This is a genomic window from Arthrobacter sp. NPDC080031 (assembly GCF_040702485.1).
Lineage (GTDB): Bacteria > Actinomycetota > Actinomycetes > Actinomycetales > Micrococcaceae > Arthrobacter.
This window is the reverse complement of record NZ_JBFBLA010000001.1, coordinates 123,238-138,109: the sequence shown is the minus strand read 5'-3', so window position 1 is coordinate 138,109 and position 14,872 is coordinate 123,238. Positions and strand designations below refer to the sequence as shown.

Here is a 14,872-nt window from a genome sequence, read left to right as displayed (position 1 = left end):
GAGTAGCAAATGTCCGTGGACAGTGAAATCAAGGGTCCCGAATCCACAACAAAGAACGCAGGCGACCGTCGAGTCGTGGGCTCGTTGTTGCACGGCCTGGAGATCCTACAAATGTTCAGCCGTGAACGGCGGGTCATAGGGATCGGGGAAATGGCCTCCCAGCTGGGGCTGCACAAATCAAGCGCGTCCCGACTCGCGTCGACCTTGGCGTATGCAGGTTTCCTGGAAGCGGACGTTTTGCCTGGTACGTACCGGGTAGGCAGCAAGATAGCGGCGCTGGGAACACTCGCCGAGCAGGACCTGGACATCGAACGCACCGTCCTCCCTTATCTCCGCTGGCTTACCTGGCGTACTGGCGAGACCGGTCACCTTGCCATCCTCGAGGGGGGCAATGCCAAGACCATTGCCATCACTGATGGCTGGCACACTGTCAGGATGCACTCATGGGTCGGAAAGTCGGCGCCGGCGTATGTCAGTTCCATGGGCAAGGCCTTGCTGGCAGGGCTGAACGCGGACGAGCTTCACAGCCTCTACCGGGACGAGGACTTCGTTCCGAAGACAGATCGGACGGTGAAGAACTACGGGGAGCTTGAAAAAGACCTAATGAAACTCCGTGGTCAGGGCTACGGCTTTGACAACGAGGAGCTCGAATACGGACTCCGCTGCATCTCAGCCCCCATTGTGGGTCCCGACAATACCGTTGTGGCAAGCATCAGTATTTCCGGCCCATCCCAGCGCATGACTCTGGAGCGGATCGCCCAAGTCGCGGCGCAGGTACGTTGGGCGGCCCGTGGTGCCAGCCTCGCACTTGGATCAGCAGGTACCCCATCCGGATGGAAGGCGGCCCCCGGATCGGCGCCCGAACCGTTGGCCTGGGTTGAAGAAATCCGCAGCCCCGAGCGCATCCCGGAGCCCCAGGAACCCATTTGGATCAGTGCGTAAGCTGACGGACGGACGAGTAAGAATAACCGGCTGAAACCCCGAAGGTTCTGCCCGAGCCGCCGTGGCCGGGCAGTACCTTCGCCGCGTCAGGTCTTGCGGCAATCAGGAGAGCCCCAAGGGTCAACAGCACCTGACAACACGGCATGCACCCGGTTTATCGCGGCCACGACCGTGAGCGGGAGCATCGCGTCTTGGCCGACGAAGTACTATCTGCAGGGGAGCGATCGTTTGGAACACGAATGGTTACGATTGTTGGCCGGAAACGCGCCGCTTGCCGACTTCGAAGATGCCGCCGAGCAAGGCGATGGACCGGGTGCTGAGCTCGCTTTGCGGATTCGCAGCCGTCTGCTGGAGGAGCAACGAAGCAAAGATGAGTTGCGCTCGGTCAATACGCTTGCAGCCGGCCTAACAGCGATTCGCCCAACACCCGATTTACTACGGGAACTCGTTCAGCAAGTCAGATCACTTCTTGCAGTAGATGTCGCATATTTTTGTTTGCTGGAGGGCGATACCCTCTACACTCCTGCGGCTGCAGGAGCCATCGGAGATGAACTGACAAGCCGCCCGGCTCCGGCTGGGCACGGCATCGCAGGACGGATCTTCGAAAACCGGCATCCTTTCAGCACCCTCGACTACCTCGCCGACACCCGGATAAGCCACACGAGCGTCAGCGACCGGCAAATTCTTAGTGAAAACATCGTCTCCGTCCTTGGCGTACCACTGATCTTCGGCAACGATCTCTTGGGAGTACTGTTCGCCGCTCACCGCAGCTCCCGACATTTTCAGAAGGCCGAAATCGAGCTCCTCACGTCGGTCGCGACACACGCCTCGATCGCCGTTCACAACGCTCGCCTCTATGAAGCGGGGGAACGGACAGCCAAGGAATTGGCATCGGCCCACTCGCAAGCTTTGGAGGCTGCGGAACGAGACCGCCGCATAGCTGAATTTCATGCTTGCCTGGCCAGTATCGCGCTAGGAGGAGGGACAGTTTCAGAGCTCGCTGAAGCGCTGGCAGCAGCGCTGGACGCTCATGTGGTGATCCAGGACCCCGGCGAACGAAGTCCCGGGCCCGACCCAGCCCCAAATCCAAAAATACTACTTCGAGACCTCGCTGCCGGCGCGGAAACAATGGGCCGCTTGATTGCAAGAAAGGACGCCGGATTCTCTTCACAAGATGTCCGGTTACTCGAAGAAGGCCTCACCGTCCTCTCTCTTCTCCTTCTTTCCGACGCAGCCGTAGCCCGCGCCGAGAGCGCTGCAAAGACAGATTTTGTCCATGCCTTGTTGAGCCCCGACGTCAACGACCCTCAGTCCACGGAGCGGATGGCGCGCCGTCTCGGTTTGGACCTAACCCGACCTATCTCGGCCGGCTTCGCCATGAAACCTGAGAGCGGCAGGGCCGGCCAGGACGACGCAGCCCGCGTCGCCGCCGCACTGGGCGGTATTTCCGTTGAGTACCTGGGCGGTTGGCTGCTGCTTTTTACAGAATCCAACACTGAGAAAGCTATTGCCCGCGCAAAGGCACTTCTGGGACCCGGATCTCCAACCAAACTGGCTCTCGCTCCCCCCGTCACAGGACGAACGGAACTCGTCAGGTCCGTTCACAATGCACGCCGGGCAGCACGGATCCTGGCAGTGTCCCGCACCGAACCTGCAGTCGAGGACTGCCGAAGACTAATGATCTACAGCTTCCTCTTTGACTCGGCCGCTAAAAGCGAATTTCACCACTACGTCTCCACCGTCCTCGGACCCCTCCTCGAGCGTGACAGCGACCATGGCAGCGACCTCGCCGGGACGCTGTTGACGTTCTTCCAATCCGGTCAGTCAAACGCTGCGACAGCCGAAAAGCTTCATATCCACCCCAACACCCTCTATCGCCGGATGGACCGGATCGATACCTTGCTGGGTCCCGGTTGGAGGTCAGCTGATCGGTTGATTGAGCTGGCCATCGCCCTGCACGTGCGCAACCTGGACCGCGCCGTCAGTGGGAGCTGACATGGGTTGGTCCACGTATCCGTTCCAAATGAAAAGCCAACTACAGGGTGATGTCCCTACCCAAAGGCACCAATGTGTGGGCAATTCCCACCTTCTGCAGCTTATGCGCTGAACCATAAAGTCTTAGACATGACAACGATCACACTCAATGAAGAGACCACCCGCAACGCAACCTCTGCCTCACCAATTGAAAACGTTCGTCGGGCCTTCCCTCAAAGTGAAGAGCGCACCGTTGAACAGGAACGGCTGATTCGCAAACAGGAACTTGCAGCAACCTTCCGTCTGTTCGCTAAATTCGGATTCTCCGAAGGCTTCGCAGGACACGTCACGGCACGGGATCCCGGCGACCCCAACAAGTTCTGGGTTAACCCGCTCGCCATGAGCTGGAGGCTTATCAAGGCCTCGGATCTCATTCTCGTCGACCACGAAGGCAATGTAGTCGAAGGAGACAAGCCGGTCAACGCTGCGGCCTTCGCCATCCATTCCAAAGTCCATGAAGTCCGCCCCGATGCAGTCGCTGCAGCACATACACACTCCGTATATGGAAAGGCCTTGGCCAGCTTGGGTATTCCGCTGGCCCCGATCACCCAGGATGCTTGCGCCTTCTACAATGACCATGGCCTTTACCGCGAGTACGGTGGGCCCGCTCTCGATGAAGAAGAGGGCAAGCGCATTGCGGCGTCACTGGGTGGGGGCAAGGCCTCCATCTTGGTCAACCACGGCCTGCTGACGGTCGGCCAAAGTGTCGCCGAGGCAGCTTGGTGGTTCATCACGATGGAACGTTCTTGCCAGGCACAACTGGCAGCTATGGCGGCCGGGACGCCACTTGAAATCGAGCCCGAGATCGCGCAGAAGACTTTCGAAGAAGTCGGAAATTCCGAAGTGGGGCGACTCAACTTCCGTCCCTTATGGGACGCGATCATCGCCGAACAGCCCGACCTTCTCCAGTAACTACGAGAACGGGGAAAATAATGATGAGTGGACTCACTAAGTCGGTACCCATCTCCGACCTGGGCCGGTCGGCCTACCGCAAGATATACCGGCGCATCGTTCCGCTGATCATGATCATGTACCTCCTCAGCTGGATGGACAGGGTCAACATCAGCTTCGCGGCGCTAAGCATGAACAATGACCTTGGGCTAACAGCCACGGCGTTCGGACTGGGTGCAGCTCTCTTCTTCGTCGGATACGTCCTCTGCGAGGTCCCGAGCAATGTCATCATGCAAAAGGTCGGCGCGCGGATCTGGCTTGCAAGGATCATGGTCACGTGGGGTCTGGTAGCCTCAGGGACGGCTTTCATCGTCGGTGAGCAGAGTTTCTACGTCGCCCGCATCCTTCTTGGTGTCGCCGAAGCCGGCTTCTTTCCCGGTGTGCTGCTCTACCTCACCTTGTGGGTCCCAAGCCAGATGCGGGGACGTATCACGGCCTTGTTCCTGATGTCCGCGCCGATCGCCACCGTTATAGGTGCTCCCTTGGCGTCGGCCGCTATGGTGGGCCTGAATGGCTTCCTGGGGCTGGCAGGCTGGCAGTGGCTGTTTCTGGCCTTCGGCATCCCTACGGTGATCGTAGGAATCGCAGCGTTCTGGCTCTTGCCCAGCACACCGGCGCTGGCGGGCTGGCTGAGCAACGAGGAACGTTCCTTCCTCGTTGACCAGCTAAATAGGGAGCGCCAGGAATCCATCGGGCACAAAGCAGCCTCGGCACTCTCTGCGTTGCGCAATCCCCGCATCATAGGCTTTGCCCTCGCCTTCATCGGCCTCTCTTGTGGCAGCTACATCCTCAGCTTTTTCCTGCCACAGGTTATCGACTCCTTCCAATCCCGGTACGGCGTCAAATTTTCGGTCATGGAGATCGGGCTGCTCACCGCGGTTCCCTTCGGTATTGCTGCCATCACCATGTTCTTTGTGGCACGGGATTCGGACAGGCGCCAAAATCGCCTTCGATACGTGGTCGGCGGAGAACTCGTTGCTGCCGCAGCATTCGTAATGGCCACATTGGTGGACACCCCAGTGATGTCCATGGTGATGCTGTCGATCGCCGCAAGCGGAATCTACGTTGCAATTCCGCTCTACTGGGAGCTTCCGGGGCAGTATCTTTCGGCTACGACGGCGGGTGCAGGGCTGGCGCTCATCAATTCCACAGGTAACATCAGCGGCTTTGTCGGGCCATATGCAACCGGGGCGCTTAAGACTGCGACCGGATCGTTTGACAGCGGCTTGATCCTGGCCGCTGTCGCCCTCACCATCGCCGCAGCCGCGGTGAGCTTGGTTAGCAGGCGACCACGGAAACGGTTCAGCGAACCGCAGAGCGACCACACGGAGTCTTCTTATACCGAGAGTCCCCAGGGCGTGTAGAGGAAACTGTTGAGCTTCGGTGGCGGCACTGCTCACGCAGGGCCGCCACCGTGCTTTCTCACCCATGCTCAAAGAGCGTGGAGCAACAGTACGTAAGCCCCAGTGCCGATGCCGACGCTGAGCAGCGTACGGTGCCCGCCCAGCAGGTGCGCCGCCCCTGTCACAGCAACAGCAACAACGGCCGCAGCGGCATGCGTTGGCTCTGCATGAATAGTCCGTTGGAGGGTTGTAGCCGCCAGGATCCCGAGGATCCCGACGGGCATCCATAGGGCGAGAACCTTGACTAGGGGCGAGTCCCGAAGCCAGTTCAGGAGTGCAAAAGGGATGGCCCTTAGGCTCAGGGTGATTACGAAAACGGTGGCGCAGACGGCCGCGATATAGCCCGTTTCAGGCATTCCCAAGGTCCTTTCGGGCGGTGGACCCTCGTCCTGCAAGCCGTGGCAGCAGCGTAAAGCGGCCCAGCAACAGGCCCAGAAACAGAACCAGCGCCGCGAACAGAGACTGGTCGGGAACGATCAGCACAGACAGTCCGAAACTCACCCCGGCCAAGAGGATCGAGGGAACCTGGTCTCGGCTACGGGCAGCGTCCAGTGTGAGCGTAACGAAGAGGGCACACAGCGCGAACTCCAGCCCGGTAATGGGACCAGGCAACAAGAAGGCTACGACTACGCCCGTCAGCCCGCCACCGACCCAATAGCTCTGGAATGCGAGCTGCATTGTAATCAAACGCCACGGTGTCCAAGTACCCTGGGATGCCGCCGTCACTGCGTAAGCCTCGTCAGTCAGCCCGTAGACGGAGTACGCCTTTGCTACCGGGTGCTTTACGATGCCCAAAGGGAAGGAAAAGGCATAAAAAACGTGGCGAAAGTTGACCAGAAATGTCGTCAGCGCGACGGTCGCCAGCGGCGTTGCGACCACGATCATGCTGACCAGTAGGAGCTCCAGGGATCCGGCGAAGCCAGCGATCGACAAGGCAGGGGCGACCCACCATGGCAGGCCCGCCTGAATCACCAGGAGACCGAAGGCGATGCCCAAGGGGTACATGCCCAATCCGGCCGCAAAGGAGTCCTGCAATCCCTTGCCCACCTCCCGTCTTCGGGAAAAGGGCGTGGCTGAGTATCGTATAGCGGTGCTTTGCATGAGTTAATTTTCCCATTTTTACGGCGCCACAGGCTTGCAGAAATGGCGCCGCAAAGACCCATGACAGCAACATTTATCTATGAAGAGAACACTTTAAGCAACGTCCACGTGGTGTGCTTCCAGTATCAGAACCGTGATATCGAATGAGTCCTACTGACCTGCACTCTGCCCCCGGATCGCTGTGTGCGACTGCCGCACGGAGCGGTAGGGCTTTGCACCTCGAGGAGTTCTGCCTGTAACCACCTTCGAGGCCGAACCTTTCTGTCGTTCTGGGCTGACCCGTTCCGGTGGGATCCCACTCCGGCTGAAGGCGGTCGCAGGGCTAGCCTCGGCGTCGAGCTGGCGAATGTAGCCCCGGGTGATGAAAGCCTCCGAATGACCTTCATTGGTGCATCATCAGAGTCAGTCGTATGCCCGACCATTGGGTTGAAAATTCTCCTCTTTGGTTGAGTTTGGCGCGAATGATCTGTACATTAGCTAAATCACATCTGTCGAGTGCTGCTGCGCCGGCAGCTTCGAGCCTCACGCTTCCATCAGGCTGCCCGTACCTCGGCGGCAGCTCTCCGACGTGCGGCCTTTCCAAAGGGAGAGACACCGATGTCCAAGCCCAGTAGTGGTCCTGCGATCACGTCGACTCCGGCCACCCGTCAGGGTCCCCACCAACGCCACGTTGTCCAGCTTGAGCGAGGGTTGGACAACCGCCACATCCAACTGCTCGCCATCGGCGGTGCCATCGGCACCGGCCTGTTCCTGGGCTCCGGCAAGACCATCTCCCTCGCCGGCCCGTCCGTCATCTTCGTGTACATGATCATTGCCTTCATGCTGTTCTTCGTCATGCGGGCCATGGGCGAGATCCTGCTCTCCAGCCTGAACTACAAATCCTTCAGCGACTTCGCCGGCGACATCCTCGGCCCCTGGGCAGCGTTCTTCACCGGCTGGTCCTACTGGTTCTTCTGGGTGGTGACGGGCGTGGCCGACATCATCGCCATCGCCGGCTACGTGGACAAACTCGCGCCGGGCACGCCCCTGTGGATCCCGGCACTGATCACGTCCGTGGTACTCATCCTGCTGAACCTTCCCACGGTCAAGGCCTTCGGCGAGGCGGAATTCTGGTTCGCCATCATCAAGGTTGTCGCCATCCTCGCCCTGATCGCCACCGGCGTGGTCATGATCGCCACCCACTTCACCTCGCCGAGCGGCGCGGTGGCCAACCTGGCGAACATGTGGAACGACGGCGGCATGTTCCCGCACGGCCTGTTCGGCTTCATCCTCGGCTTCCAGATCGTCATCTTCGCATTCACAGGCATCGAACTCGTGGGTACTGCGGCCGCCGAAACCAAGGACCCGGAAAAAACCTCCCCCGGGCCATCAACTCGATCCCGATCCGCGTCCTGCTCTTCTACGTGGGCGCCCTGGTGGTCATCATGGCCGTCAACCCGTGGCGCAGCATCGACCCCGCCAGCAGCCCGTTCATCGGCATGTTCACCCTCGCAGGCCTGGGGATCGCCGCCGTCGTGATCAACCTAGTGGTACTCACATCGGCTGCGTCCAGCGCCAACTCGGGCATCTACTCCACCTCGCGCATGGTCTACGGCCTGGCGCAGGACGGAAACGCCCCAAAGGCCTTCGGCAAGCTGAGCGTTTCCGCAAGGTTCCGCAGAACGCGCTGCTCTTCTCCTGCATCTTCCTGCTGGCAGGTCTGGTCCTGCTGTACGCGGGCGACTCCGTGATCGGCGCCTTCACCATCGTCACCTCCGTGGCATCGGTGCTGACCATGTTCGTCTGGTCGATGATCCTCATCAGCTACATCGCGTTCCGCCGCCGCCGGCCGGAACTCCACGAGGCGTCCGCCTTCAAGATGCCGGGTTCGGCCTTCATGCCGTACGTGGTCCTGGCGTTCTTCGTGTTCATGCTCGTGGCGCTGGCCCAGGCCGAGGACACCCGGCTCGCGCTGGTGGTTGCCCCGGTGTGGTTCCTGCTTCTGGGCGCCGCCTGGTACTTCAACCGCCGGACGCCGCTGCAGCAGGCAAGGATCGAGGAATGGAAAGCCGTGGAACATGCCAACAGGGGGATCTAGGGCAGCAAACTAGTTTTTGCTGCGGGCCCGTTTCCGGGGGAGAACAGCCGCCATATTGGCAGCGGGAAGACCCATTACACCCCGATATTCGCTCCCTTTCACCTGCAGATGTAGATAAACGAGAACAAGAAGGATCACTAATGACGAGAATGCTGATCATTGGCCCCCCCGGGGTCGGCAAGGGAACACAGGCCGAACGGCTGTCGCACCGGCTGAACATTACTGCCATTTCCACGGGCGACATTTTCAGGGCCAACATAAAAGGCCAGTCGCCCCTTGGCCTAGCGGCGAAGGAGTATCTGGATCGCGGTGACTTTGTCCCGGACAGTTTGACGAACTGCCTCGTCCGGGATCGTCTTCTCGAAGAAGATACCAAGAAGGGCTTTCTCTTGGACGGCTACCCACGTACGAGTGCGCAAGTGGAGTATCTAGATGCCGTCCTGGCCGACAACAACCTCAAACTCGATATCGTCCTTCAACTTACCGCCGACGATGGCGAGCTCCTGGCGCGGCTTATCGCTCGTTCCCAGGAGGCCGGACGAAGTGACGACAACGAAGCTGTCATCCGCCACCGCCTGGACCTTTTCCGCCAGCAGACCGAGGCTGTTGTGGCCAAGTACGACGAGCGCAACATCCTCCTGAAGGTTATTGGTACAGGATCGATAGAGACCGTCACGGACCGTATCTATCGGCAGATCACGCCACGGCTGAAGCGGCAGGGCCGCCAGGACGCCCGCCTTGCTACGGCTGTTGGCCGTCAATGAACCACAAGGCGAAAGGACCTTGAACACGATGGATCAGATGAATCGCAAGATGTTTAAATCCAAAATTCATTGCTGTACGGTGACTCACGCAGACGTACACTACGTCGGTTCGGTAACGGTGGACCTGGATCTCCTGGACGCGGCCGACATTCTAGCCGGGGAGCTTGTTTCAATTGTTAACGTTACCAATGGCGCACGGTTGGAAACGTACACCATTGCGGGGGAACATGGGAGCGGAGTGGTCGGTATCAACGGCGCTGCTGCACACCTTATCCATGAAGGTGACACGGTAATCATCATTACCTACGCAGACATGTCCACGGCGCAAGCACGGGCCCACACCCCAGTTGTTGTTCACGTCGATCATGAAAACAGGATCCTTCAGCTCGGTAAGGACCCTGCAGGGGCTCTCAGCCCTGGGTTTTTCCGACCACCTTTCGCCCTGGCCAACCCCAAGACGAGCTCAATGCTCAGTGAAACGAGAGATACCTTGAGCGCCAATTCAAGGAGCTACACCCGTTGAAACAAGACCCAGTCACGGCTGAAAATCCGGCCCCCGAGAAGAACCGCAGTGCTCGTGCGCGCGTTCGTACCCATCACCTTCAACAGGCAAAAGACAGGGGAGAGCGTTTCAGCATGCTCACCGCCTATGAGCAGTACGCTGCTGAGATCTTCGACGAGGCCGGCATAGAGGCGCTCCTCGTCGGGGATTCTGCTTCAAACAACGTCTTCGGCAACGAAACGAGTCTGCCGGTCACCGTTGACGAATTGCTGCCCTTGTGCCGATCGGTGGCCCGTTCGGTGAAACGCGCACTCGTTGTCGCCGACTTGCCTTTCGGAAGCTATGAAGTTTCTCCGCAACAGGCAGTGGCAACCGGCGTCCGCTTCCTGAAGGAAGGCCTGGCACACGCTGTCAAAATCGAAGGCGGCAGCTTCTATGCCGAGACTATCCGGGCAATGGTCGAAGCAGGTATTCCTGTAGTCGCGCACATCGGCTTCACTCCGCAAAGCGAGCACTCCCTTGGGGGATATCGTGTGCAGGGCAGAGGCGACGCAGCTCAGCGACTGATCGATGACGCCGTTGCTCTAACCGAAGCTGGAGCTTTCTGCATCCTCATGGAAATGGTCCCGGCCGCCACCGCGGCACTTGTTGATGCCGCTATCCCGGTACCCACGATTGGCATCGGGGCAGGAAATGCCACAACCGGCCAGGTCCTAGTATGGCAAGACATGGCAGGCCTTCGAGGCGGGAAAATGGCCAAGTTTGTCAAGCAATATGCAAACCTGCGAAACGTCATAGCCGAAGCTGCGAGAACCTACGCCGATGAAGTCCGCTCGGGACAATTCCCGGGACCTGATCATTCATACTAGGCGCCCCCGGAAGTAAGTGGGATGTACTCATCCAAACCGCGACCTCTGGGTTCTGGACCAGCGGACGCCATCAAGAGACCGCTTGACTGACCCGTTCATGATTGGACGAAGTTGGCGGCTGGAGACATTGTCGCTGTTGTCTACAGGGATGGCTCCATAACCACCGCGTCTGTGGACACCGTCAAGGAATCGGAGGATATGGTATGGCTGGCGCCTTGACTTGGGGAAATCGGACCTTGTTCCTAAAAACGACCCGATCATGATCCACCGGATTGACTAGCGACACTCCGGTACAGGACTACTGCATCTGGGGCCCGGCACCAGATGGTACTTCAAAACCAGGGCTTGGCCCACGAACGCAGCCGCAACCTTCACGACGCGTGCTCGACCGATCCACTGCCTTGACATGGGCGCAGGTACGACCTCGGTCTGCGCCGTTAGCTACTCGCATTTGGCACAAATTATCCGTTCATTCCATCCCAGCCACTGGAGTTCCTATGAACCTTTTCAGGACAAAATCCATCGAACAATCTATAAACGATGCCGAGGAACCTGGGCGCAAACTAAAGCGCTCGCTCAGTACCTGGGACCTGATGATCATGGGCATTGCTGTGGCCATCGGCGCCGGCATCTTCTCCATTGGCGCCAAGGCCGCTGCGAACTTTGCCGGTCCCGCGGTCACAATCTCATTCGTGGTGGCAGCCATCACGTGCGCACTGGCGGTCATGTGCTACGCAGAATTCGCAACCGCAATCCCCGTTGCTGGCTCTGCATACGTCTTCACATACGCGACCATGGGTGAGATTCTGGCATGGATCGTCGGCTGGAACTTGATATTGGAGCTGTTCACCGCGGCGGCGGTGATCGCTAAGTATTGGGGTATCTACCTATGCAAGGTTTTTTGCCTCTTCGGCGTAGAAATACCCCCTGCCCTCTCACTCGGGGAAATTGATCTGTACTGGGGCGCGTTCCTCATCGTCGCCATCTTCACCGTACTACTGGCACTCGGAACCAAACTGTCTGCCCGCGTCGGCAACATCTTTACCGTGATTAAGATTGCCGTTGTCGTGTTCGTGATCATCGTGGGCTTCAGTTACCTGAAATTTCCCAACTACACTCCATTTGTCCCGACTTCTGTGCCAACGGCCAACACTGGCACCGCCGACATCATGAAACAGTCATTCTTCGGCTTCCTCACGGGCGCTGTCCCCGCCCAGTACGGCACTCTGGGAATCTTCGCCGGCGCCGCACTGGTGTTCTTCGCCTTCGTTGGTTTCGACGTGGTAGCGACCTCCGCGGAAGAGGTAAAGAATCCGCAGAAGACCCTGCCTCGCGGCATTTTTGGGGGCCTGATTGTGGTGACCCTGCTGTATATCCTGGTATCGCTTGCCTTGACCGGGATGATCTCCTACACGCAGCTAGCCGAAGTTAAGAACCCAACGCTTACCACTGCTTTCGAGGCCGTAGGCAACACGGATGCTGCGAAGGTAATTGCCTTCGGTTCCCTGGTCGGACTGACCACCGTAATCATGGTGATGCTGATGGGCCTGGCCCGCGTCATTCTCGCCATGAGCCGTGATGGCCTGTTGCCGCGCTCCCTGTCAAAGACAAGTGAGAAGCGTTCAACGCCCGTCCGGCTGCAGATCACCTGTGGCGCGGCCGTTGCCTTGGTCGCCGGTCTCACCACCGTGGACCTTCTGGAGGAAATGATTAACATCGGCACCCTGTCTGCCTTTGTCATGGTCAGCTTGGGGGTTCTCGTACTGCGGAGGAAGCGGCCTGACTTGAAGCCGGCCTTCCGCGTCCCCTTCGGCATGGTGCTTCCCATCGTTTCCGCCGTGCTGTGCCTGTACCTCATGACCAACCTGGCCGTGGAGACTTGGATTTTCTTCGGCGTCTGGCTCCTAGCGGGTATCGCCATCTACTTCGCCTATGGACAGCGCCACTCTCGGCTTAACGATACGTTCGCCCTCGCCAAAAGTGCTGTCGAGGGCCGTGCAGGCATCGCGAATGATGACAATAGAGATTCGAACGCCCTGACGAGATGAGATAAGGGATTGACTCCGTCCTGCCAGCGCCCGTTTCGATACCTGATATGCGGCAAGTATCTGTCATCGGAAGCAGGCGCTGGAGGGTTTCTGGAAAGCCTTGGGTTTGCGGAAATGACAGGTTCTGTGACCCGAAGGGTTGAAAGCCGGTTTGCGCGTGGGGGACACGCGCTAGTCGCACACACAACCCATCGACCCTGTTTAATAAACACACAGCGCGCGGGCATATGTCAACATATTGCTCCGAAAAGACATCCAGGGCAATCTTTATTTATGGATTCCATAGACCGAGCAATACTGAACGAACTCACCCAAAACGGGCGCCTGACAAACGTCGAGCTTGCCGAGCGAGTGCACCTGACTCCTGGTCCTTGCCTTCGGAGGGTGCAACGCCTGGAGCAGGAAAAAGTAATCTTGGGGTACCGCGCGGTAACCAACCCTGCGGCCACAGGGCGAAGCTTTGTGGTCATTCTCGACGTGGAATTATCTGCGTTTGACCGCGAGAGCGTAGACCGGTTTGAAGTCGCGATGGCTGGCTTTGACGAAGTAGTGGAGATGCACCGAATGTTTGGGTCCCCGGACTACTTTGTGAGGATCGCCGTCGAGAGTCTCCCCGATTATGAGAAATTTCTAACTGAAAGCGTTCTCACGCTTCCCGGCGTTCAAAAAGTCGGCTCGCGCTTCACAATGAAAACGTTAAAATCCATTTAGGGGCGAAACCGGCTCTTCGCGGTTCGTGGTGGATGTTCTGCCGTGAGGGGTGTTCATACCGTTGTTTCGGCGGCACTGCGCAACAGGATACTCGTGTTGTAGTTGCGTGCGTTGGTGAATCCCCGGCCTGTCCTTTTGTGATCGTGGTGTTGTTGGCTTCCACTTTCGCCGTTGTCGCACCGGTGACAATGAGGACTTCGATCTCTTTCCACCACCGGCAGACCGTGCGCCAAAGCCGGTTCGTTTCGGGTTGGGCGGCTTTCTCGATCAGTGACTGCAGGCTGTCTTTCGCGGCGGCGGCGTCGGCAAGAGAGCCGGTAGCCAGCAGGGCCCGAAGCTGCTCTTTGACCAACCACGCGGCCTGCAGCTTCCCGGTGACATCGTCGGTCGCGAACACCGTGCTAAGCCTGTCCCGGGCACTGTCTGAGAGCGTGTTGCCGGCCCGCAGGAGCAGCCGTCGGTTGGCCCAGACCGGGTCGATGGTACGTCCCCGTCGGCCATGGACCTGCTGGGTGAGGCTTGCCGGACCTCGGTGAGCATGTCGTTGCCGAGCTTGGCCAGGTGGAACGTGTCGACCGAGACAGCGGTGCGGGGCAGCCACATCCGCAAGGCTTTGCGGAATGCGGCCGACGGGTCGATCGCGACGACCTGCTCGCCCAGCCGCCAGTCCAGCGGACGGGCGATCAGCCAGTCCCCGACGCCCTCACTGTCGCGGCCATCGACAATCCCGAGGACCTGTCCGGTGTCGAGATCGACGATGGTGGTCATCCATGGTTCGTAGCGTTTCCAGGCCTTGGTGGCCGGGTCGCGGAAGAATCGCACGGACCGGTAGCGGTGTTCATCGATGCCGAGCATCCGCGGTGCCAGCGCGTCAACATCAGGCAGGGTCAGCGCCGCCGAGTCCAGGGCTCGCTGGACGAGCCACCAAGAGACACCGAACGAGGAGGCAGCCTCCTCTGCGGCCCTTCCGGATCCGATGACGGCGGCCACGAGGGCGTCCCGGAGCCGGCGGGTCGACCGTGCCCGGCGCGGGACCTGGGCGGTCTCCTCGGTGAATGTCCGGCGCGGGCACAGGTACTCATCGCAAAAGAATCTCCGCTTGGACCAGACCACTTCGACCGGGCCCGCCACGGGGATGTCACGCAGGCGTTGGGGCCGGCGGGAATGAACACGGGTGCTGATCACCCCACACGACGGGCAGCCGGCCTCGGCAGTGGCCTCGACACTGATCCAGCGCTCCCGAACGCGAGGAGCTCGACGCCGGTGACGCGGTAGTCGGGCAGGTTGAAAATGGCGGTGGCAGCATCGGGGCGCGGGGAAGTAGGCTCGATCAAGGCTCGTAGCTCCTGACTCTTGATGAATGCGTAGAGAACATCCATCACAGCAGGGCTACGAGCCCTTCAGTTCTCAAGACACGAAACCGGATTCACCATGAACCGAGGAGAGCTGCGAAACCTCCCCTTCCAGGCA

The 14,872-nt window shown here is 59.4% G+C and carries 13 protein-coding genes and 2 pseudogenes; 10 read left to right on the top strand and 5 right to left on the bottom strand.

Going from position 1 to position 14,872, the window contains the following annotated elements; genetic code table 11:
* Positions 1-9 precede the first annotated feature (9 nt).
* The 4 genes from AB0323_RS00610 (at position 10) to AB0323_RS00595 (ending at position 5,291) form a co-directional block, all read left to right on the top strand.
* A complete protein-coding gene (locus AB0323_RS00610; protein ID WP_366175674.1) occupies positions 10-942 on the top strand; it encodes an IclR family transcriptional regulator in 933 nt (310 codons plus the stop codon).
* Positions 943-1,269: 327 nt separating this feature from the next.
* Positions 1,270-2,937 (top strand): GAF domain-containing protein, encoded by a 1,668-nt coding sequence (locus AB0323_RS00605; RefSeq protein ID WP_366175862.1) that lies wholly within the window; start codon positions 1,270-1,272, stop codon positions 2,935-2,937.
* 72 nt (positions 2,938-3,009) lie between these two features.
* Positions 3,010-3,888 carry a class II aldolase/adducin family protein gene (locus AB0323_RS00600; RefSeq protein WP_366175673.1) on the top strand — a complete coding sequence of 293 codons (879 nt, stop codon included), beginning with the start codon at positions 3,010-3,012 and terminating at the stop codon, positions 3,886-3,888.
* A gap of 23 nt (positions 3,889-3,911) precedes the next feature.
* The gene (locus tag AB0323_RS00595) at positions 3,912-5,291 is read left to right on the top strand and encodes an MFS transporter (protein ID WP_366175672.1); all 1,380 of its coding nucleotides are present in this window, start codon (positions 3,912-3,914) and stop codon (positions 5,289-5,291) included.
* A gap of 68 nt (positions 5,292-5,359) precedes the next feature.
* Here AB0323_RS00595 and AB0323_RS00590 read toward each other — a convergent pair whose 3' ends face one another.
* Both AB0323_RS00590 and AB0323_RS00585 read right to left on the bottom strand, forming a co-directional pair.
* Complete coding sequence (locus AB0323_RS00590; protein ID WP_366175671.1) at positions 5,360-5,686, bottom strand: AzlD domain-containing protein; 327 nt, start codon at positions 5,684-5,686, stop codon at positions 5,360-5,362.
* On the bottom strand, positions 5,679-6,431 hold the full coding sequence (locus AB0323_RS00585) for an AzlC family ABC transporter permease (protein ID WP_366175670.1): 753 nt from the start codon (positions 6,429-6,431) through the stop codon (positions 5,679-5,681). The genes AB0323_RS00590 and AB0323_RS00585 overlap by 8 nt, the downstream gene beginning before the upstream one ends.
* Positions 6,432-7,028: 597 nt before the next feature.
* On the opposite strand from AB0323_RS00585, the pseudogene AB0323_RS00580 reads away from it, so the two are divergent.
* The 6 genes and pseudogenes from AB0323_RS00580 to AB0323_RS00555 all read left to right on the top strand — a co-directional run bounded on the left by AB0323_RS00580 (position 7,029) and on the right by AB0323_RS00555 (position 13,402).
* Positions 7,029-8,508, top strand: a pseudogene (locus AB0323_RS00580) (amino acid permease).
* A gap of 140 nt (positions 8,509-8,648) precedes the next feature.
* Positions 8,649-9,272 (top strand): adenylate kinase, encoded by a 624-nt coding sequence (locus AB0323_RS00575; protein WP_366175669.1) that lies wholly within the window; start codon positions 8,649-8,651, stop codon positions 9,270-9,272.
* A 37-nt stretch (positions 9,273-9,309) separates the two neighbouring features.
* Entirely contained in the window at positions 9,310-9,795 is a 486-nt protein-coding gene (panD, locus tag AB0323_RS00570) for an aspartate 1-decarboxylase (RefSeq protein WP_366175861.1), read from the top strand.
* Positions 9,792-10,643, top strand: coding sequence for a 3-methyl-2-oxobutanoate hydroxymethyltransferase (panB, locus tag AB0323_RS00565; protein WP_366175668.1), 852 nt, complete (start codon positions 9,792-9,794; stop codon positions 10,641-10,643). Before panD ends, panB begins: the two co-directional genes overlap by 4 nt.
* Positions 10,644-11,140: 497 nt before the next feature.
* Positions 11,141-12,691, top strand: a complete 1,551-nt coding sequence (locus tag AB0323_RS00560) for an amino acid permease (RefSeq protein WP_366175667.1) — start codon at positions 11,141-11,143, stop codon at positions 12,689-12,691.
* A 273-nt stretch (positions 12,692-12,964) separates the two neighbouring features.
* A complete protein-coding gene (locus AB0323_RS00555; RefSeq protein ID WP_366175666.1) occupies positions 12,965-13,402 on the top strand; it encodes an Lrp/AsnC family transcriptional regulator in 438 nt (145 codons plus the stop codon).
* On the opposite strand, the gene AB0323_RS00550 is transcribed toward AB0323_RS00555, so the two are convergent.
* The 3 genes and pseudogenes from AB0323_RS00550 to AB0323_RS00540 form a co-directional block, all read right to left on the bottom strand.
* Positions 13,374-14,003: a transposase gene (locus tag AB0323_RS00550; RefSeq protein ID WP_366175860.1), complete on the bottom strand. Its 630-nt coding sequence runs from the start codon at positions 14,001-14,003 to the stop codon at positions 13,374-13,376. The genes AB0323_RS00555 and AB0323_RS00550 overlap by 29 nt on opposite strands.
* A pseudogene (locus tag AB0323_RS00545) lies at positions 13,979-14,587 on the bottom strand (transposase); the annotation flags it as partial. The pseudogene AB0323_RS00545 and the gene AB0323_RS00550, both read right to left, overlap by 25 nt.
* Complete coding sequence (locus tag AB0323_RS00540; protein ID WP_366175665.1) at positions 14,584-14,781, bottom strand: hypothetical protein; 198 nt, start codon at positions 14,779-14,781, stop codon at positions 14,584-14,586. The pseudogene AB0323_RS00545 and the gene AB0323_RS00540, both read right to left, overlap by 4 nt.
* Positions 14,782-14,872 lie beyond the last annotated feature (91 nt).

Coding starts and splice junctions, on each gene's coding strand:
- panD (WP_366175861.1), top strand. CDS start 9,310: ATGAATCGCAAGATGTTTAAATCCAAAATTCATTGCTGTACGGTGACT.
- AB0323_RS00540 (WP_366175665.1), bottom strand. CDS start 14,781: ATGGATGTTCTCTACGCATTCATCAAGAGTCAGGAGCTACGAGCCTTG.
- AB0323_RS00595 (WP_366175672.1), top strand. CDS start 3,912: ATGAGTGGACTCACTAAGTCGGTACCCATCTCCGACCTGGGCCGGTCG.
- AB0323_RS00560 (WP_366175667.1), top strand. CDS start 11,141: ATGAACCTTTTCAGGACAAAATCCATCGAACAATCTATAAACGATGCC.
- AB0323_RS00585 (WP_366175670.1), bottom strand. CDS start 6,431: ATGCAAAGCACCGCTATACGATACTCAGCCACGCCCTTTTCCCGAAGA.
- AB0323_RS00555 (WP_366175666.1), top strand. CDS start 12,965: ATGGATTCCATAGACCGAGCAATACTGAACGAACTCACCCAAAACGGG.
- AB0323_RS00575 (WP_366175669.1), top strand. CDS start 8,649: ATGACGAGAATGCTGATCATTGGCCCCCCCGGGGTCGGCAAGGGAACA.
- AB0323_RS00600 (WP_366175673.1), top strand. CDS start 3,010: ATGTGTGGGCAATTCCCACCTTCTGCAGCTTATGCGCTGAACCATAAA.
- AB0323_RS00610 (WP_366175674.1), top strand. CDS start 10: ATGTCCGTGGACAGTGAAATCAAGGGTCCCGAATCCACAACAAAGAAC.
- AB0323_RS00590 (WP_366175671.1), bottom strand. CDS start 5,686: ATGCCTGAAACGGGCTATATCGCGGCCGTCTGCGCCACCGTTTTCGTA.